Source organism: Burkholderia cepacia complex sp. TUM26381 (assembly GCF_057439935.1).
Genome location: NZ_CM172006.1, coordinates 1,558,438 through 1,577,966, shown reverse-complemented (window position 1 = coordinate 1,577,966; position 19,529 = coordinate 1,558,438). Strand labels below are relative to the sequence as shown.

General features: G+C 68.2%; 14 protein-coding genes. 8 read left to right on the top strand and 6 right to left on the bottom strand.

All coding sequences use genetic code 11. From position 1 onward, the window contains the following. The first annotated feature begins 9 nt into the window (after positions 1-9). A complete protein-coding gene (locus tag ACWMMN_RS07425; RefSeq protein WP_486423166.1) occupies positions 10-1,431 on the top strand; it encodes an FAD-binding oxidoreductase in 1,422 nt (473 codons plus the stop codon). Between the two features lie 25 nt (positions 1,432-1,456). Further along, positions 1,457-2,287, top strand: a complete 831-nt coding sequence (locus ACWMMN_RS07420; protein ID WP_256085902.1) for a metallophosphoesterase — start codon at positions 1,457-1,459, stop codon at positions 2,285-2,287. 58 nt (positions 2,288-2,345) lie between these two features. Here ACWMMN_RS07420 and ACWMMN_RS07415 read toward each other — a convergent pair whose 3' ends face one another. Together ACWMMN_RS07415 and ACWMMN_RS07410 are read right to left on the bottom strand one after the other, a co-directional pair. Beyond that, positions 2,346-2,498: a hypothetical protein gene (locus ACWMMN_RS07415; RefSeq protein WP_006476208.1), complete on the bottom strand. Its 153-nt coding sequence runs from the start codon at positions 2,496-2,498 to the stop codon at positions 2,346-2,348. A 117-nt stretch (positions 2,499-2,615) separates the two neighbouring features. Continuing rightward, positions 2,616-3,557 carry a LysR family transcriptional regulator gene (locus ACWMMN_RS07410; protein ID WP_059234751.1) on the bottom strand — a complete coding sequence of 314 codons (942 nt, stop codon included), beginning with the start codon at positions 3,555-3,557 and terminating at the stop codon, positions 2,616-2,618. A 157-nt stretch (positions 3,558-3,714) separates the two neighbouring features. On the opposite strand from ACWMMN_RS07410, the gene ACWMMN_RS07405 reads away from it, so the two are divergent. Genes ACWMMN_RS07405 through ACWMMN_RS07390 form a run of 4 tightly spaced genes read left to right on the top strand, consistent with a single transcriptional unit; the run spans position 3,715 to position 8,599 of the window. Further along, positions 3,715-5,292: an efflux transporter outer membrane subunit gene (locus ACWMMN_RS07405; RefSeq protein ID WP_081051851.1), complete on the top strand. Its 1,578-nt coding sequence runs from the start codon at positions 3,715-3,717 to the stop codon at positions 5,290-5,292. Positions 5,293-5,306: 14 nt separating this feature from the next. Continuing rightward, on the top strand, positions 5,307-7,511 hold the full coding sequence (locus ACWMMN_RS07400; protein ID WP_486423165.1) for an FUSC family protein: 2,205 nt from the start codon (positions 5,307-5,309) through the stop codon (positions 7,509-7,511). Then, on the top strand, positions 7,508-7,711 hold the full coding sequence (locus ACWMMN_RS07395; protein WP_011351756.1) for a DUF1656 domain-containing protein: 204 nt from the start codon (positions 7,508-7,510) through the stop codon (positions 7,709-7,711). Before ACWMMN_RS07400 ends, ACWMMN_RS07395 begins: the two co-directional genes overlap by 4 nt. A gap of 12 nt (positions 7,712-7,723) precedes the next feature. Further along, complete coding sequence (locus ACWMMN_RS07390) at positions 7,724-8,599, top strand: efflux RND transporter periplasmic adaptor subunit (protein ID WP_014897260.1); 876 nt, start codon at positions 7,724-7,726, stop codon at positions 8,597-8,599. A 36-nt stretch (positions 8,600-8,635) separates the two neighbouring features. Here ACWMMN_RS07390 and ACWMMN_RS07385 read toward each other — a convergent pair whose 3' ends face one another. Then, the gene (locus ACWMMN_RS07385; RefSeq protein ID WP_340624051.1) at positions 8,636-9,628 is read right to left on the bottom strand and encodes an EpsG family protein; all 993 of its coding nucleotides are present in this window, start codon (positions 9,626-9,628) and stop codon (positions 8,636-8,638) included. Positions 9,629-9,853: 225 nt separating this feature from the next. Continuing rightward, a complete protein-coding gene (locus tag ACWMMN_RS07380) occupies positions 9,854-11,527 on the bottom strand; it encodes a methyl-accepting chemotaxis protein (protein WP_486423164.1) in 1,674 nt (557 codons plus the stop codon). Positions 11,528-11,929: 402 nt separating this feature from the next. On the opposite strand from ACWMMN_RS07380, the gene ACWMMN_RS07375 reads away from it, so the two are divergent. Further along, positions 11,930-13,168 carry an MFS transporter gene (locus ACWMMN_RS07375; protein ID WP_059234761.1) on the top strand — a complete coding sequence of 413 codons (1,239 nt, stop codon included), beginning with the start codon at positions 11,930-11,932 and terminating at the stop codon, positions 13,166-13,168. Between the two features lie 66 nt (positions 13,169-13,234). On the opposite strand, the gene ACWMMN_RS07370 is transcribed toward ACWMMN_RS07375, so the two are convergent. Both ACWMMN_RS07370 and ACWMMN_RS07365 read right to left on the bottom strand, forming a co-directional pair. Next, positions 13,235-14,032 (bottom strand): 5'-methylthioadenosine/adenosylhomocysteine nucleosidase, encoded by a 798-nt coding sequence (locus ACWMMN_RS07370; protein ID WP_059234763.1) that lies wholly within the window; start codon positions 14,030-14,032, stop codon positions 13,235-13,237. After that, complete coding sequence (locus ACWMMN_RS07365) at positions 14,029-16,392, bottom strand: UvrD-helicase domain-containing protein (RefSeq protein ID WP_486423163.1); 2,364 nt, start codon at positions 16,390-16,392, stop codon at positions 14,029-14,031. Before ACWMMN_RS07365 ends, ACWMMN_RS07370 begins: the two co-directional genes overlap by 4 nt. Before the next feature lie 224 nt (positions 16,393-16,616). Between ACWMMN_RS07365 and ACWMMN_RS07360 the strand changes: the two genes are divergently transcribed. Further along, a complete protein-coding gene (locus ACWMMN_RS07360) occupies positions 16,617-19,484 on the top strand; it encodes a valine--tRNA ligase (RefSeq protein ID WP_174994647.1) in 2,868 nt (955 codons plus the stop codon). The last annotated feature ends 45 nt before the right edge of the window (positions 19,485-19,529 follow it).

The window sequence follows — 19,529 nt, the reverse complement described above, 5'->3', positions numbered from 1 at the left end:
CACAAGGTGATGATGTCCTCCGAAGCTTTCGTTTCCGCGTGCCGCGACGCGATCGGCGCCGACTACGTGCTGACCGCCCCGCACGATACCGAACCGTTCCTGACCGACTGGCGCCGCCGCTACAAGGGCGCCGCGTGCGCCGTGCTGAAGCCCGCGAACACCGCCGAAGTCGCCGCGCTCGTGAAGCTGGCCAACGCGCACGGCATCGCGCTCGTGCCGCAAGGCGGCAACACGGGCCTCGCCGGGGGCGCCACGCCCGATGCGAGCGGCAGCCAGGCCGTGCTGAGCGTCGCGCGCCTGAACCGCGTGCGCGCGCTCGATCCGCACAACAACACGATCACCGTCGAAGCCGGCGTGATCCTCGCCGACGTGCAGGCGCGCGCCCGCGAAGGCGGCCGGCTGTTCGCGCTGAGCCTCGCGGCGGAAGGCAGCTGCACGATCGGCGGCAACCTGTCGACCAATGCGGGCGGCACCGCGGTGCTGCGCTACGGCAACGCGCGCGAGCTGTGCCTCGGGCTCGAGGTCGTGACGCCGCAGGGCGAAATCTGGGACGGCCTGCGCGGACTGCGCAAGGACAACACCGGCTACGACCTGCGCGACCTGTTCATCGGGGCGGAAGGCACGCTCGGGATCATCACCGCAGCCGTGATGAAGCTGCATCCGCTGCCGGCCGCACAGGTCACGGCGCTCGCCGCGCTCGAATCGCCGCACGCGGCGCTCGACTTCCTGTCGCTCGCGCAGCGCGCGGCCGGTCCGCTCATGACCGGCTTCGAGCTGATGTCGGATTTCTGCATGCAGCTGGTCGGCAAGCACTACCCGCAGCTGCGCTACCCGTTCGCGCAGACGCATGCGCAGACGGTGCTGCTCGAGCTGTCCGACAACGAAAGCGAAGCGCATGCGCGCGCGCTGTTCGAGAAACTGATGGAAGAAGCGTTCGAGGCCGGGCTCGTGGTCGACGCGGTGGTCGCGGAGAACCTCGCGCAGTCGCGCGCGTTCTGGGACCTGCGCGAGCACATCCCGCTCGCGCAGGCCGACGAAGGGCTCAACATCAAGCACGACATCGCAGTGCCGATCTCGTCGGTCGCGCGCTTCATCGACGAGACCGACGCGGCGATCCAGCAGGCCGCGCCGGGCGCGCGGATGGTCACGTTCGGCCACCTCGGCGACGGCAACCTCCACTACAACGTGCAGATGCCCGAAGGCGGCGATGCAAAGGCATTCCTCGCCGCGTTCCAGGTGCCGATCAACCGGATCGTCTACGACAACGTGCACCGCCATCACGGCACGATCAGTGCGGAACACGGTATCGGCCAGTTGAAGATCGACGACGCGCAGCGCTACAAGTCGCCGGTCGAAACGACGCTGATGCGCATGCTGAAGACCGCGCTCGATCCGCGCGGCCTGATGAATCCCGGCAAGGTCCTGCGCTGAAGCCATCCACTCCGGAGCCCCGCCCGTGAAAGTCCGCGTCCTGTCCGACCTGCACCTCGAAAGCAACCAGCCCGACGTGATCGCGCATGCCGACGCGGATCTCGTCGTGCTGGCCGGCGACATCCACAATCACGCGGAAGGCCTGCGCTGGGCCGCCGAAACGTTCGACCCGGCCGTGCCGGTGGTCTACGTGCCGGGCAACCACGAGTATTACGACGGGGAATTCGGGGCGCTCGAGACGGCAATGCGCGACGCGGCGCATGCGCTCGACAACGTGCATTACCTGAACAATGGCGTCTACGTCGATCCCGGGCAGCGCTTCCGCGTGCTCGGCACGACGCTCTGGGCCGATTTTTCGCTGTTCGGCAACGACGACGCCAGCGTGGCGGGCGCAATCGAGGCCGCGCTGCGCGTGATGCTCGATTTCAAGGGATTGATCCAGGTGACCTGGCCGCACGACGCGGCGCTGCATGCGGCGCCGGGCACGCCGGAACGGGATTTCTCGCCGGCCGATGCGATCGCGCTGCACCGGCAAGGCCGCGCATGGCTGGAAGCGCAACTCGCGACGCCGTTCGCGGGCAAGACGATCGTCGTCACCCATCATGCGCCGCACCGGCGTTCGCTGGCAGAACGCTATGCGGAAGATCTCGCTTCGGCGGGGTTTGTGACGGACATGGCGGAACTGGTGCGGCCGCCGGTGGATCTGTGGCTCCACGGCCACACGCATACGTCATTCGACTATGTTGCGGACGGCGGCACGCGCGTGGTGTGCAACCCGCGCGGCTACATCCACCGGCGCACCGGCGAACGGGAAAATGCCGCGTTCGCGTGGGACAAGGTCGTCGAGCTCGGCTGAGCGCCGGCCCGGGCGGCCGCGTTGCGCGGCCTTCCCGACCTGAAGCGTGACGGCAGGATCAGCGGCCCGGGCGGCGCGGCTCGCGCACGCGCACCGGAACCGGCTTCATCTGCGCCTTCGCCTTCATCGCACGCAGCAGGTCGCGGGTCGCCGCGGCGGCGGCGGCCGCGCCCAGCAGAACGCCAAGGCCGATCATCAGGTGCGTATCCATTGCTACTCCGGTGTGGTGTATCTCGTTAATTCCCACAGTATCAAACTGTCTGACACACGTTCGTAAAAAAATGTTGCGTGAAGGACAAATCTCGTCAGATTGCCGCCAACCGCGCTGTCATGTCGCACGCGTGTACTGCTCGAGCGCGGCTTCGTCCGCTTCGAGCGTGGCCGGCAACTCGTCGCGCAGGAAATCGACCCAGGTGCGAATTTTCGCGTCGAGGTACTGGCGCGACGGATACAGCGCGTAGATGTTCATCACGTGCGACCGGTACTCCGGCATCACGCGCACGATGTGCCCGCTGCGCAGCCAGCCGATCGCCGAATAGAGCGGCAGCCCGCCGACCCCCATCCCCTCCCGCACGGCCACCGCGAGCGCCTCGGCGACGTTCACGCGGAACGGCGGCGCCGTGATCGGCACGACCTCGTCGCCGTTCGGCCCCGCCAGCGCCCATTCGTCGAAGTGAAAACCCGGCGCGACCATCCCGAGGCACACGTGCTGCGCGAGATCGGCCGGCCGCTGCGGCACGCCGTGCGCCTCGACGTAGCCCGGCGACGCACAGACGACGCTGTAGCTCTCGCCGAGCCGCTGCGACACGAGCCCCGAATCGGGCAGGTCGCGGCCGACGACGATCGCGACGTCGTACCCCTCGTCGAGCAGGTCGGGCATCCGCTGCGCGAGCGTCAGCTCGACGTGCACGTCCGGGTAGCGCTCGCGGTAGCGCGCGATCGCCGGCACCAGGTAGTGCTGGCCGAGGCTCGTGAAGCAATGGACCTTCAGCTTGCCCGACGGGCGCGCATGCGCGTCGCCCGCCTCGGCTTCGGCCTGGTCGACGTACGCCAGGATCTGCTCGCAGCGCTGCAGGTAGCGCTCGCCGGCTTCGGTCAACGCGATCCGGCGCGTCGTGCGGTTCAGGAGACGCGTGCGCAGGTGCGCCTCGAGATCCGAGACTGCGCGCGACGCGTAGGCGGTGGTCGAATTCATCTGCTGGGCGGCCGCGGTAAAGCTTCCCGCGTCGACCACGCGGACGAACACCCGCATGTTTTGTAACGTATCCATCCCATTACCCGTTTGAATCCGGAGGGATTGTTGCACAGGGGCCAACAAATATTATCTCAGGATTCGTAAAAATGACTTGCACCGTTGTCCATTTATTCAGGAATCACTGAAAAATATAATCGCATCCGACTCATCTATATCCGAAAGGGAGAAAATCGTGCAGTCTCCGGCGACAAAAGGGACGCTCGCACTGGCGGTTCTTGCAGTCTCATTAATAATGGCCGGCTGCGCGAGCATGGGCGACAACAACAAGCCGCAATCGGCCCGCATCGAGGCGAACGCGCTCGACGCCGGCGCCGCGATCCGCGCGGCCGACCGCGACGCGGGCTGGCCCGCGGCGGACTGGTGGCGAGCCTATCGCGATCCGCAGCTCGACACGTGGATCGCCGCCGCCCAGGCCGGCAACCCGACCCTCGCGGCGGCCGAGGCGCGCGTGCGCGAAGCGCAGGCGATGGCGCGCGTCGCCCGCTCGGCCGAACTGCCGCAGATCAACGGCAACCTGTCGCTGACGCGCGAGCACTGGCCCGACAACGTGTTCTACGGCCCGGGCCCGCTCGCGAACGCCGACACGTGGAACAACACCGGCACGCTCGGCCTGTCGTATCACCTCGACCTGTGGGGCAAGGACAAGAACGCGACCGAACGCGCGCTCGACACCGCGCATGCGACCGCGGCCGATGCACGAGCGGCGAAGCTCGAGCTCGAAGTCAACGTCGTGCGCGCGTATGTCGGCATGTCGATGAACTACGCGCTGCTCGACCTCGCGCATGAAACGTTCGAACGCCAGCGTTCGCTCGCCGATCTCGCGCGCAAGCGGCTGCAGGCCGGCCTCGGCACGCAGCTCGAAGTGAGCCAGGCGGAATCGACGCTGCCCGACTACGAGCGCCAGATCGACAGCTATGAGGAAGCGGTCCAGCTCGCGCGCCACCAGCTCGCCGCACTGGCCGGCAAGGGCCCGGGCGCCGGCGACGCGATCAAGCGGCCGCAACTGTCGCTCGATGCGCCGGCCGGGCTGCCGTCGGCAATGCCGGCCGATCTGCTCGGCCGCCGCCCCGACGTCGTCGCGGCGCGCTGGACGGTCGACGCGCAGGCCCGCGGCATCGATGTCGCGAAGGCGTCGTTCTACCCGAACATCGACCTGCTCGCGACGGTCGGCGGCTTCGGCGTGACCGCGCCGTTCACCGACTTCCTGCGCGCGATGAACGGCGGCTGGACGGCCGGCCCCGCGCTGTCGCTGCCGATTTTCGAAGGCGGCCGGCTGCGTGCGCAGCTCGGCGCGGCGAACGCGGGCTACGACCAGGCGGTCGAGCGCTACAACCAGACGATCGTCGGCGCGCTCAAGGACATCGCCGACCAGGTCGTGCGGATCCGCTCGCTCGATACGCAGAAGAAGGACGCCGCGCGCTCGGTGGCCGCCAACGACCGCAGCTACCAGCTGTCGCGCGAAGGCTTCCGCCGCGGGCTGACCGATTACGTGAACGTGCTGGTCGCGCAACAGCAGCTGCTGCGCGCGCAGGAGACGGCCGCCCGCATCGATGCGGAACGCCTCGCCGCGCATGCGCAGCTGATGGCCGCGCTCGGCGGCGGAGTCGAGACGGGCACGGACGTACCGAAGGACGAGACGGCCGGCGCCGCCGCGCCGGCTGCCGCGTCGGGCACGAAGCCCGTGGCCGCCGCCGCCCGGCCCGCGCAGGTCGCGACCGCCGGTGCGTCCGGCGCAACGGCCGCACGGTAACGCGGAGCGCCGCCATGTCAGCCTCCTCCCCCGCTTCCACGCCCGCCGGCGGTCCGGTCGCGGCCTGGTATGCCGCATTCGGCGACTGGGCCCGCACCGACGGCGCCGCGTGGCTCTACCTGTTCAAGGCGCTGCTCGCCGCGTTCATCGCGACCGGCGTATCGATGCGGCTCGACCTGCCCGCGCCGAAAACGGCGATGACGACGGTATTCATCGTGATGCAGCCGCAAAGCGGCGCGGTGCTCGCGAAGAGCTTCTACCGCGTCGCCGGCACGATCTTCGGGCTGATCGCGACGCTCACGTTCGTCGGACTGTTCCCGCAGCAGCCGCAACTGTTCCTGCTGGCGGTCGCGCTGTGGGTCGCGCTGTGCACGGCCGGCGCCGCGCGCAACCGCAACTTCCGCAGCTACGGCTTCCTGCTGGCCGGCTATACGACCGCGCTGATCGGGCTGCCCGCGTCGCAGCACCCGGACGGCGCGTTCATGAGCGCAATGACGCGCGTGGCCGAAATCATGGTCGGGATCGTGTCGGCCGGCGTGGTCAGCGCACTCGTGTTTCCGCAGACCACCGGCGAGCAGATGCGCACGACGGTACGCAAGCGCTTCGGCAGCTTCGTCGACTACGTCGCATCGGCGCTGTCGGGCTCGCTCGACCGCGCGCATATCGAAACCATCCACACGCGCTTCGTCGCGGACGTGGTCGGGTTCGAGGCCGCGCGCAGCATGGCCGTGTTCGAGGATCCGGACACGCGGATGCGCAGCGGCCGCCTCGCGCGGCTGAACAGCGAATTCATGAGCGCATCGAGTCGCTTCCATGCGCTGCACCAGCTGATGAACCGGCTGCATGCGGCCGGCGCGCAGGCCGCGATCGACGCGATCGAGCCGTACTTCCGCGAAATCGCCCCGCTGCTGCTGACGCCCGCCGGCGAACCGGTGCGCTCGTCGACCGATGCGGGCCACGCGGCCGAGCAACTGCTCACGTGGCGCGATGCGCTGCCGCGCCGCATCCGTGCGACCCGCGCGGCGCTCGAAACGCAGCCGGACTTTCCGTTGCTCGATTTCGATACGGCCGCCGAACTGCTGTACCGCTTCATCACCGACCTGCACGAGTACGCGGCCACCTACGCGTCGCTGTCGACCGCGACGCACGAGCGCGAACGCTGGATCGAGCGTTACGAGCCGCGCACCAACATGACGGCGATGGTGATCGCGGCGATTCGCACCGCGACCGTGATCCTCGTGCTCGGGTGGTTCTGGATCGAGACCGCGTGGCCGAGCGGCGTGACGCTCACGCTGACGGCGGCGGCCACCTGCGCGCTCGCGTCGTCGACGCCGCGTCCGACCGCGATGTCCGCGCAGATGGGCATGGGCACCGCGCTCGCCGTCTGTACGGGCTTCCTGCTGACGTTCGGCATCTATCCGCACATCGACGGTTTCCCGCTGCTGTGCGTCGCGCTCGCACCGTTGCTCGCGATCGGCATCTACATGACGCTGAAGCCGAAGCTCGCCGGCTACGGGATGGGCTACCTGATCTTCTTCAGCTTCCTCGCCGGCCCGGACAACATCACGCACTACGATCCGACCAGCTTCATGAACGATTCGCTCGCGCTCGTGCTGTCGATGCTGGTGTCGGCGATCGCGTTCGCGGTGCTGTTCCCGCCGACCGCGCCGTGGCTCAAGAAGCGCCTGTTCGCCGACCTGCGCCACCAGGCCGTCGCGGCCGGCCACGCGCGGCTCGCGGGCTTGCGCACACGCTTCGAAAGCGGCGCGCGCGACCTGATGTACCAGGCGCACACGCTGTCGGCCGACCAGCCCGACGTGCAGCGCGACGCGCTGCGCTGGATGTTCGCGGTGCTCGAAACCGGCAACGCGACGATCGACCTGCGCCACGAGCTGGCGACGCTGCCGCCCGACTCGCGCTATGCGCCGGCGATGCCGTGGCGTCGCGCGATCGAGTCGATGCGCAGCGCGCTGTCTGCGCTGTTCTCGAAGCCGAGCGCCGCGCGTTTCGATGCGACGCTCGCCGCGACCAATGCGGCGATCGATGCGACCCGGCAGACGCTCGACGCGTTCGAGCCGTCGCGCGAAGAGCGCCACCGGCTGCAGCGCATCCTGAGCCACCTGCATTTCGTGCGTACCGCGCTGCTCGATCCGGAATCGCCGCTCGAGCCGCTCAACCGCAACCGCCCCGTGCGTCCCCAACCAGGAGCCTCGTCATGATGCCGCGTGAAATCGCCATTCTCGATGCCTACATGCCCACGGTGGTCCTGATGTTCGTCCTGGGCGCGCTCGCGACCTGGGCCGTCGACCGCCTGCTCGCCTACACGGGCCTCTACCGTCTCGTCTGGCACCCGTCGCTGTTCCGGGCCTGCCTTCTCGTCTGTATTTGCGGCGGACTGAGTCTCGCCGTCTACCGTTGATTCCGAACCATCATGATTCTCAGAAAACTCTTCGGCTTCGTCGCGACCGCCGTCATCCTTCTCGTCGCGATCCTGATCGGGCGCTCGCTGTGGGTGCACTACATGGACGATCCGTGGACGCGCGACGGGCGCGTGCGCGCCGAGATCGTCAACGTCGCGCCGGACGTGTCGGGCGCGATCGTCGAGCTGCCGGTGCATGACAACCAGCTCGTGAAGAAAGGCGACCTGATCATGCAGATCGACCCGTCGCACTACCAGATCGCGGTCGAACAGGCACAGGCGGCCGTGGCCGCCCGCCGTGCGGAACTGCAGATGCGCCGCGACGACGCGGCCCGCCGCGCGGACCTCGATGCGCTCGTCGTGTCGAAGGAAAACCGCGAGAACGCCGCGCACAGTGCGTCGAGCGCCGATGCGCAGTACCAGCAGGCGATCGCCGCGCTCGACGCCGCGAAGCTCAACCTCGAGCGTACGCGCGTCGTCGCGCCGGTCGACGGCTACATCACGAACCTGCAGACGTTCAAGGGCAACTATGCGGTGGCCGGCCAGGCGAAGCTCGCGATCGTCGACAGCCACTCGTTCTGGGTCTACGGCTATTTCGAGGAAACCAAGCTGCCGCGCGTGAAGATCGGCGCACCGGCCGAAATGCGGCTGATGAGCGGCGGCGTGATGAAGGGCCACGTCGAGAGCATCTCGCGCGGCATCTACGATCGCGACAACCCGCAAAGCCGCGACCTCGTCGCGGACGTGAACCCGACCTTCAACTGGGTGCGCCTCGCGCAGCGCGTGCCGGTGCGCATCAGGATCGACGAAGTGCCGGCCGACGTGGTGCTGTCGGCGGGTACGACCTGCACGGTCATCATCGATCCCGACAAGCAGAAGAAGTCGTAAGCGCATGACGGCCGGGCGGCACGCCGCCCGGCTGCCTTATTCCCAGAAAAACCGGTAAGGCAGGAACGGTGACGGGCCGAGCCCGTATTCGCCGAGCATGTTGCGCAACCGCATCGCGAAGCCGATGGCGCCGATCGTGACGAGCGCGACGATCACGTGCGCGCGCCGCCCCCCCGGCACGCGCAGCAGCGGCACGCACTGGCAGCCCATCGCGAACAGCACGAGCCACTGGAACCGCAACCCCGCATAGCTGACCCGTGCGAGTGCGAAGCTCGCGAGCTCGCAGACGAACAGGAACGCGAGCGTGCGCGGCAGGCGCGCAAGCAGCGCCCAGCCGGCCGCGAACGTCAGCAGCGCCAGCACAAGCGGCGCGCTGCCCGACATCTGCGCGGGCGGCGTGAAGGCTGAATAGAGGCCGACCTTCGCGAGCAGCGCGTCGTGGTGCATGGCGAACAGCACGCCGCCGACCGCAGCCGCCAGCCCCGCGTAGCGCAGCACGCGCAGCCGCCGGACCTGCAGCAGCACGACGAGCAGCACCGCCGACACATGCAGGCTGGCCGCCACGGCCGCCAGCGCGATCGACGCGCCGTGCCGCCTGCGCGCCCAGATGTCCGACGCACCCTTCGCCGCACAGAACGCGAGGCCGTAGCGCAGCCCGCTCATCGCCATGTCGTAGAAGAACAACGGAAAGATCAGCGTGGCGAACACGCAAGCATCCTCGGCGGTCCGCCCGAACGCGACGACACATGCGATGACGATCAGCAGCGACAGGATCGCGATCGCGATGCGCGGATCATGCCCTGCCCATTCGAGCGCACGCACGAGCCACACGAAGCCGGGCTCGAGCGTGCGCGGCACGACCTTCAGGTTGCCGCCCCAGATGCCGGCCACGATGTTCTGGTAAATCGCCGTGTCGGTGCCCGTCCGGCCGCGCAGCACGGCGAACGTGGCGGCCGGTGCGATGCCCGCCGCGAGCCACCGCCACGCGGCGATGCGCGCACGCATGCCGATCGCGGCGGAAACGAGCATGCACAGGTATCCGCTCAGGTAAATCGTCGATGTCATTGTTATGGATGACCCGCTCGGCGTGCCGCACCTGTGTGGATGCGCACGCACCGCGGGTTCTGGCCCCCAGCTGTGTGGAAGCGCATTGTAGGGGATTGCGCGGCGGGCGGCTGCCGGTTTCGTCATCGATCGGTCGGCAGCCGGTGACGTGCGCGCGTCGCGGGCGGCCGGCCCGCGACCGTGCGGCGCTCAGGCCGCGATGCGGAAACTCCCGACCAGCGACTTCAGCGCCTGCGCCTGTTCGTCCAGGGCATTCGCGGCAGCGGCCGCCTGTTCGACGAGCGCCGCATTCTGCTGCGTGCCGGCATCCATCTGCGTGACCGCGCGGCCGATCTCGTCGATCCCGGCGCTCTGCTCGTCCGATGCCGCCGAAATCTCGCCGATGATGTCGGTCACGCGCTTGACCGCGCGCACGACGTCGCCCATCGTGCGGCCCGCGTCGTGCGCGAGCGCCGCGCCGTTCGCGACGCGCTCGACCGACGCGCCGATCAGCGCGCGGATTTCCTTCGCCGCCGTTGCCGCGCGCTGCGCGAGCAGGCGCACCTCGCCCGCGACCACCGAGAAGCCGCGCCCCTGTTCGCCGGCGCGCGCCGCCTCGACCGCCGCGTTCAACGCGAGGATGTTGGTCTGGAACGCGATCCCCTCGATCGTGCCGATGATGTCGCGAATGTTCTTCGCGCTGTCGTCGATCTCGCTCATCGTCGCGACCACGCGCCCGACGACTTCCCCGCCCGTCTCCGCGACTTCCGACGCACTGGCCGCGAGCGCGCTCGCCTGGCGCGCGTTCTCGGCGTTCTGCCGCACGGTCGACGTGAGTTGCTCCATGCTGGCCGCAGTGCGTTCGAGCGCGACGGCCTGCTGCTCGGTGCGCCGCGACAGGTCGAGGTTGCCGGTCGAGATCTCGCCGGACGCAGCCGCGATGGCCTCGGCGCTGACGGCGATCTCGCCGACGGTCGCCGCGAGCCCCGTCTGCATCTCGGCCAGCGCACGCACCATGCTGTCGCGGTCGTGCCGGCCGAGCGTGATTTGCCGCGTCAGGTCGCCGCGCGCGATGTCCGCCGCGATCGCCTTCGCATGAGCGGGCTCGCCGCCGAGTTGCGACGCGAGACGCCGCACGACGCGCTCGGCGATCACGATTGCCAGCACGATCAGCGCGGCCGTCATCGCCGCGATCATCGCGAACGACGACGAGAAGATCGTGGCGGACGCATCGAGCGTCGCCTTCGATTTTTCGCCGCGCGTCTTCACGAGTTCGGCGACGAGTTTCTCGAGCTTGCCGGTTTCGACCAGCAGCGACACGTCCTGCGTGCCGACCTGCCAGTTCATCTGCGACAGGTCGAGCGGTTGCGCGCGCACGAGCGTGACGAAATCGCGCAGATGCGCGCTCCACGCGCCGACGGCCGTCGAGAATGCGCGCAGCCGCGCCGAATCGCCGGCGTCGGCCGGATCCGCGTAACGCTGCAGCGTGCCGAGCGCCTGGCCGATCGACGCGAGCCCCGCGCCGACCTCGGCGCCGAGTTCGTCGCGCTCCTTGGCGGTGGTCGCGGTCAGCAGCATCTTCTGCGCGCGGCTCGCCCGCAGCACCTCGGCCCGGACCTCCTGCGCCGCACGGCTCGCGACGTGGCCCTGCTCGTAGACCGACGCGATCGACGCGTTCAGCCGGCTGATCTGCCACAGCGAAAACACGCCGATCGCGAGCGTGCCGGCCAGCAGGATCGCGAATGCGGCGCGCAACGTCGCCTTGACGGTCCACGGCCGGCGCTCGCGCCGCGCCGCACGCGCGCGCCGTGTGGCGCGACCGGCGGCAACGTCGGGTGCGGCGGCGGCCGCACCCGGCCGTGGATGCAAAGATGCTGCTTTCATCGATCTATCCCCGTATGGATCACGCTGCCGGAAAGGTCGGTCCCGGCATTCCCGCGATGGCTGGCCATGCCGTGCGTCCTGCGCCCTCCCGGCGGGTAGCCGGGGCCGGACGCGGCGCACCTGTTGTCATTGGGTCGTTCTACGGCCGCCACCGCCGTTTCTTGAGTCCGGTAAAACACCCACCGGGCTCCGGCGCGGCCCGCCGGCGGGCGGACGCGCCGCCAGCGTTATACCCGTCCAAAAAAACAGGCACCGGACGATCCGTCACATGAATGTCCGATTCGCGATAAAACTTGGCCTGACATTCTTGATACGCCACATTACACTTCTTTGACGCAGCAACGAATCAACACGCGCCGCCCCCAGCAGAGCGCGCCCGCCACCTCAACTCGTTCAGCTCACATGGAAACCAGTCTCGACACCGGATCCGCCGGCGCAGCCGCCGCGCAGCCGTCCGCGCCCCCCGCCACTCGCACCGTGTATCCGGTGCTCGGCGCGATCAGCTTCTCGCACATGCTCAACGACATGATCCAGTCGTTGATCCTCGCGATCTACCCGATGCTCAAGAGCCAGTTCGCGCTGTCGTTCGCGCAGATCGGCCTGATCACGCTCACTTACCAGATCACCGCGTCGCTGCTGCAGCCGCTCATCGGCCTCTATACCGACAAGCGTCCGAAGCCGTATTCGCTGCCGGTCGGCATGGGCTTCACGCTCGCGGGGCTGCTGCTGATGTCGGTCGCGTCGAATTTCCCGATGCTGCTGGTCGCCGCGGCGCTCGTCGGCTGCGGGTCGTCGGTGTTCCATCCCGAATCGTCGCGCGTCGCGCGGATGGCGTCGGGCGGCCAGCACGGGCTCGCGCAGTCGGTGTTCCAGGTCGGCGGCAACGCGGGCTCCGCGCTCGGGCCGCTGCTCGCCGCGCTCGTGATCATCCCGCACGGCCAGCACAGCATCGCGTGGTTCTCGGCAGCCGCGCTCGTCGCGATGATCGTACTCACGCAGATCGGCCACTGGTACAAGAAGCATCCGTCGATGAAGAAAAAAGCCGTGGCGGCCGGCCATCCGACGCTGTCGCGCGGCCGCGTGATGGCCGCGATCGGCGTGCTGGTGCTGCTCGTGTTCTCGAAGTACTTCTACCTCGCGAGCATCAACAGCTATTTCACGTTCTACCTGATCGACAAGTTCCACCTGTCGGTGCAGGCCGCGCAGATCCACCTGTTCGTGTTCCTCGCGGCCGTGGCGGCCGGTACGCTGATCGGCGGGCCCGTCGGCGACCGGATCGGCCGCAAGTATGTGATCTGGGTGTCGATCCTCGGCGTCGCGCCGTTCACGCTGCTGCTGCCGTACGCGAACCTGTTCTGGACGAGCGTGCTGACCGTGATCATCGGCATCGTGCTGGCGTCGGCGTTCGCCGCGATCCTCGTCTACGCGACGGAACTGATGCCCGGCAAGGTCGGGATGGTCGCGGGCCTGTTCTTCGGCTTCGCGTTCGGGCTCGGCGGAGTCGGCGCGGCCGTGCTCGGCCAGCTCGCCGACGCGACGAGCATCACGTTCGTCTACAAGGTGTGTTCGTTCCTGCCGCTGATCGGCGTGCTGACGGTGTTCCTGCCGAACCTCGAAAGCAGCCGGCGCAAGAAGGCGTGACGAACCGGCCGCGGCGTGCGCGCCGCGGCCGGCCGACAGGCTGGAAGGGAGCGTACGACGGCGGCTTCAGGCCGCCGTCGTCGCATGCAGCGTCAGGAAACGCTTGAGGATGCCGGACGAATAGCTGCTCGCGATCGCCGACAGGAAGTGCGAGAACGATTGCGTCGCGTGGTCGTCGGCCGTATCGGAGATCGTGCGCACGATCGCGAACGGCACGTCGTGCTCCGCGCACACCTGTGCAATCGCGGCGCCTTCCATTTCGACCGCAAGCGCGTCCGGCAGCGCGTCGCGCAGCGCGACGACCTCGCGCTCGCTCGACACGAAGCGGTCGCCGCTGATGATGAGCCCCGCGTGCAGCGCGGCGCCGGCGAGCCCGAAACGCTCGGCGAACTGCGCGCCCTCTTCCTCGACGAACAGCGTGCACGCAGCCCGCAGCCGCGCCGTCAGCACCGCGTCGGTCGCGAAGCGCGTGATGCCGAGCAGCGGCACCTCGTAGCGCGGAAAGAGCGGCGATGCGTCGAGATCGTGCTGCAGCAGCATATCGGCCACGACGACGTCGCCGACCCGCACCGTGCGCGACACGCCGCCCGCGACGCCGGTAAACACGACGCCCGACACGCCGAACACGTGGATCAGCGCGCTGACCGTCGCGGCGGCCGCGACCTTGCCGACCCGCGCCAGCGTGACGACGCAAGCCGCGCCGTGCACGGTGCCGACGTGATAATCGCGGCGGCCGAGCGTGACCGTCTTCATCGCGCCGTCGGCGCGCATCGCGGCGATCAGGTCGCCGAGTTCCTCGGGCAGCGCGGCCAGAATGCCGAGCGGGCGGCCCGAAGGCGTAGCAACCCCGTCGATGCCCATCATTCCACCGCCTGCAGTTTCGCGACCGCGAGCGCGAGCCATTTCTCGCCGTGCCGCTTGAACTTCACCTGCGCCTTCGCATCGGTGCCGCTGCCTTCGAGCGCGGTGACCGTGCCTTCGCCGAACTTGGTATGGAACACCTGCTGGCCGACCCGGAAGCCGGCGCCGGCCGCGCGCTGCTTGTCCGCGAACGCGGGCAGCGGCGCCGACACGGCCGCGTCGACGATCTGCTCGCGGCTGCCGCCGCCCGGCCGCGCGAACCAGTCGCGCCCGTACCCGGCGTTGTCCGAACGCCCGCCCCAGCGCGACCCGGCCTCGACCTTCGGCGTCAGCCACTTCAGCACGTGCTCCGGCAGTTCGTCGAAGAAGCGCGAGCGCACGTTGTAGCGCGTCTGGCCGTGCAGCATCCGGCTCTGCGCGAACGACAGGTAGAGCCGCTCCTTCGCGCGCGTGATCGCGACGTACATCAGCCGGCGCTCTTCTTCGAGGCCATCGGATTCGAGCACGCTGTTCTCGTGCGGGAACAGCCCTTCCTCGAGACCCGTGATGAACACGGCCGAAAACTCGAGCCCTTTCGCCGCGTGGACCGTCATCAGCTGCACGGCGTCCTGGCCGGCCTGCGCCTGGTTGTCGCCGGCCTCCAGCGACGCATGCGACAGGAAGCCGGCAAGCGGCGTCATCGTGTCGGGGTTCTGCGCAGGGTCGGCGGGCGACGCCGGATCGAGCACGTCCACCGCCGGATCGTCCGTCGCCGTACCGAGCTCGGGCGCGGCGATCGCGCCTGCGCGCAGCGGGATCGAGCGGGCCGGCGTATCGAGCCCGTAGCCTTCCTCGGCGATGAACGCCGTGGCCGCGTTCACGAGTTCCTGCAGGTTCTCGAGGCGGTCCTGGCCTTCGCGCTCGCCCTGGTAGAAATCGGCGAGACCGCTGGCGCGCACGATGTGCTCGACGGTGTCGGGCAGGTTCATGTGCTGCGTGTCGGCGCGCATCTTCGCGACCAGGTTCGCGAACCCGCCGAGGCTCGTGCCGGCCTTGCCGGTCACGTACGGAATCGCGGCGGCCATCGAGCAGCCGTACAGGCGCGCGGCGTCGGCGAGCTGCTCGATCGAGCGCGCGCCGATCCCGCGGGTCGGGAAGTTCACGACCCGCACGAACGACGTGTCGTCGTTCGGGTTGTCGATCAGGCGCAGGTACGCGAGCGCGTGCTTCACTTCCTGCCGCTCGAAGAAGCGCAGGCCGCCGTACACGCGGTACGGGATGCCCGACGACATCAGCGTGTGCTCGATCGAGCGCGACTGCGCGTTGCTGCGGTACAGGACGGCCACTTCGCTGCGCGCCATCCCGGTGTTGATCAGCGAACGGATCTCCTCGACGATCCAGCCGGCTTCCTGCGAATCGGTGCTGGCTTCGTACACGCGCACGGGCTCGCCGTGGCCGGCGTCGGTGCGCAGGTTCTTGCCGAGGCGGTGCGCGTTGTTCGAGATCAGCTGGTTCGCCGCGTCGAGGATGTTGCCGTGCGACCGGTAGTTCTGCTCGAGCTTGATCAGGTTGCGCACGCGGAATTCGTCTTCGAAATCACGCATGTTGCCGACGTTCGCGCCGCGGAACGCGTAGATCGACTGGTCGTCGTCGCCGACCGCGAAGATCGCGTTCTCGCCGCCTGCCAGCATCTTGAGCCACGCGTACTGCAGCTTGTTGGTGTCCTGGAACTCGTCGACGAGGATGTGCCGGAAGCGCGCCTGGTAGTGCGCGCGCAGCGGCGCGTTGTACGCGAGCAGCTCGTAGCAGCGCAGCAGCAGCTCGGGGAAATCGACGACACCCTCGCGCTGGCACTGCTGGTCGTACGCCTGGTACAGCTCGACGAACTTGCGGTTGAAGTTGTCGGTCGCGTCGACCTTGTCCGGGCGCAGCCCCTGCTCCTTCGCGTTGTTGATGAAGTACTGGACGTTCTTCGGCGGGTACTTTTCGTCGTCGACGTTCGCGGCCTTCATCAGCCGCTTGATCGCGGACAGCTGGTCGGCCGTGTCGAGGATCTGGAACGTCTGCGGCAGGCCGGCGTCGCGCCAGTGCGTACGCAGCATCCGGTTGCACAGGCCGTGGAACGTGCCGATCCACATCCCGCGCGTATCGATCGGCATCATCGCCGACAGGCGCGCCATCATCTCGCGCGCGGCCTTGTTCGTGAAGGTGACGGCAAGCACGGTGGGCGGCGACGCATAGCCCTGCTGGATCAGCCACGCGATGCGCGTGATCAGCACGCGGGTCTTGCCGCTGCCCGCCCCTGCAAGGATCAGCGCCGGTTCGTTCGGCAACGTGACGGCGGCGAATTGTTCGGGGTTCAGATTGGCGAGCAGATCGGGCATGGAGCGGCAGCGGACGGGCGAGAAAAATGCGGACCCGACATTATAAGTCGGCCGCGCGATGCCGTTCCCGATCCGTTCGACCGCGCGTTGCGGACGCGTTGCCGGCAGGTTGCGGCCCCGTCGCGACAGGCCCGTGCCGGCAAGGCGATGGCTGGCCGATGGGCATCCATTTATAATTGTCAGATTCGGCATCCAATTCACGCATTTTTCGGCAGATTTCCAACATGAGCGACAACACGCTTGCGAAGAGCTTCGAGCCCCACACCATCGAGTCCCAATGGGGGCCGGAGTGGGAAAAACGCGGCTATGCCGCCCCGGCATTCGATCCGTCCCGCCCCGATTTCGCGATCCAGTTGCCGCCGCCGAACGTGACGGGCACGCTGCACATGGGCCACGCGTTCAACCAGACGATCATGGACGGCCTCGCCCGCTACCACCGGATGCTCGGCGAAAACACGCTGTGGGTGCCCGGCACCGACCACGCGGGGATCGCCACGCAGATCGTCGTCGAGCGCCAGCTCGACGCGCAGGGCGTGTCGCGCCACGACCTCGGCCGCGCGCCGTTCGTCGAGCGCGTGTGGGAATGGAAGGAGAAATCCGGTTCGACGATCACGGGCCAGGTGCGCCGCCTCGGCGCGTCGACCGACTGGTCGCGCGAATACTTCACGATGGACGACAAGATGTCGGCCGCCGTGCGCGACGTGTTCGTCACCCTCCATGAACAGGGCCTGATCTACCGCGGCAAGCGCCTCGTCAACTGGGATCCGGTGCTGCTCACCGCGGTGTCGGATCTCGAAGTCGTCAGCGAAGAGGAAAACGGCCACCTGTGGCACATCCGCTACCCGCTCGTCGACGGTTCGGGCTCGCTGACGGTGGCCACCACGCGCCCCGAAACGATGCTCGGCGACGTCGCGCTGATGGTCCACCCGGAAGACGAGCGCTATGCGCACCTGATCGGCAAGCTCGTCACGCTGCCGCTGACGGGCCGCGAGATCCCGGTGATCGCCGACGACTACGTCGACCGCGAGTTCGGCACGGGCGTTGTGAAGGTCACGCCCGCACACGACTTCAACGACTACCAGGTCGGCCTGCGCCACTCGCTCGCGCCGATCGAGATCCTGACGCTCGACGCGAAGATCAACGACAACGGCCCCGAGCAGTATCGCGGCCTCGACCGCTTCGACGCGCGCAAGGCGATCGTCGCCGACCTCGACGCGCAGGGCTTCCTCGACTCGGTGAAGCCGCACAAGCTGATGGTGCCGCGCGGCGACCGCACGGGCGTCGTGATCGAGCCGCTCCTGACGGACCAGTGGTTCGTCGCGATGACGAAGCCGGCACCGGAAGGCACGTTCCATCCGGGCAAGTCGATCACCGAGGTATCGCTCGACGTCGTGCGCGACGGCCAGATCAAGTTCGTGCCGGAAAACTGGACGACGACCTACTACCAGTGGCTCGAGAACATCCAGGACTGGTGCATCTCGCGCCAGCTGTGGTGGGGCCACCAGATCCCCGCATGGTACGGCGAGAACGGCGAGGTATTCGTCGCGCGCAGCGAGGAAGACGCGCGCGCGAAGGCCGCCGCGCAAGGCTACACGGGTGCGCTGAAGCGCGACGAAGACGTGCTCGACACGTGGTTCTCGTCGGCGCTCGTGCCGTTCTCGTCGCTCGGTTGGCCGAACGAAACGCCTGAGCTGCAGCACTTCCTGCCGTCGTCGGTGCTCGTCACGGGCTTCGACATCATCTTCTTCTGGGTCGCCCGGATGGTGATGATGACCACGCACTTCACGGGCAAGGTGCCGTTCCACACCGTGTACATGCATGGCCTCGTGCGCGATGCCGAAGGCCAGAAGATGTCGAAGAGCAAGGGCAACACGCTCGATCCGATCGACATCGTCGACGGCGTCGACCTCGAGACGCTGGTCGCGAAACGCACCACCGGCCTGATGAACCCGAAGCAGGCCGCGACGATCGAGAAGAAGACGCGCAAGGAGTTCCCGGACGGCATTCCCGCGTTCGGCGCCGACGCGCTGCGCTTCACGATGGCGTCGATGGCGACGCTCGGCCGCAACGTGAACTTCGACCTCGCGCGCTGCGAAGGCTATCGCAACTTCTGCAACAAGCTGTGGAACGCGACGCGCTTCGTGCTGATGAACTGCGAAGGCCACGACTGCGGCACCGACAAGCCGGAAGTGTGCGGCGCGGGCGACTGCGGCCCCGGCGGCTACCTCGATTTCTCGGCGGCCGACCGCTGGATCGTGTCGCTGCTGCAGCGCACCGAAGCCGACATCGCGAAGGGCTTCGCCGATTACCGCTTCGACAACATCGCGACCAGCATCTACAAGTTCGTGTGGGACGAGTACTGCGACTGGTACCTCGAACTCGCGAAGGTGCAGATCCAGAACGGCACGCCGGAACAGCAGCGCGCGACGCGCCGCACGCTGCTGCGCGTGCTGGAAACGGTGCTGCGCCTCGCCCACCCGATCATCCCGTTCATCACCGAAGCGCTCTGGCAGAAGGTCGCGCCGCTCGCCGGCCGCTATCCGCAGGGCAAGACCGACGGCGAAGCGTCGCTGATGACGCAGCCGTATCCGGTCGCGAACCTGCAGAAGCTCGACGAGGCGTCCGAACAGTGGGCAGCCGACCTGAAGGCGATCGTCGACGCATGCCGCAACCTGCGCGGCGAAATGAACCTGTCGCCGGCGACCAAGGTGCCGCTGCTCGCCGCCGGCGATGCCGAGCGCCTGCGCTCGTTCGCGCCGTACGTCCAGGCGCTCGCGCGCCTGTCGGAAGTGCAGATCCTCGCGGACGAAGCGACGCTCGACAAGGAAGCGCACGGTGCGCCGATCGCGATCGTCGGCCCGAACAAGCTGGTGCTGAAGGTGGAAATCGACGTCGCGGCCGAACGCGAGCGCCTGTCGAAGGAAATCGCGCGCCTGACCGGCGAGATCGCGAAGTGCAACGCGAAGCTCGGCAACGAGGCGTTCGTCGCGAAAGCGCCGCCGGCCGTGGTCGAACAGGAGCAGAAACGCGTCGCGGAATTCCAGAGCACGCTCGAAAAACTGCGTGCGCAGCTCGATCGGTTGCCTGCGTAACAAAGGGTAAGGTCGTTTGCGTTCACTATAATGCGAACGTGAACA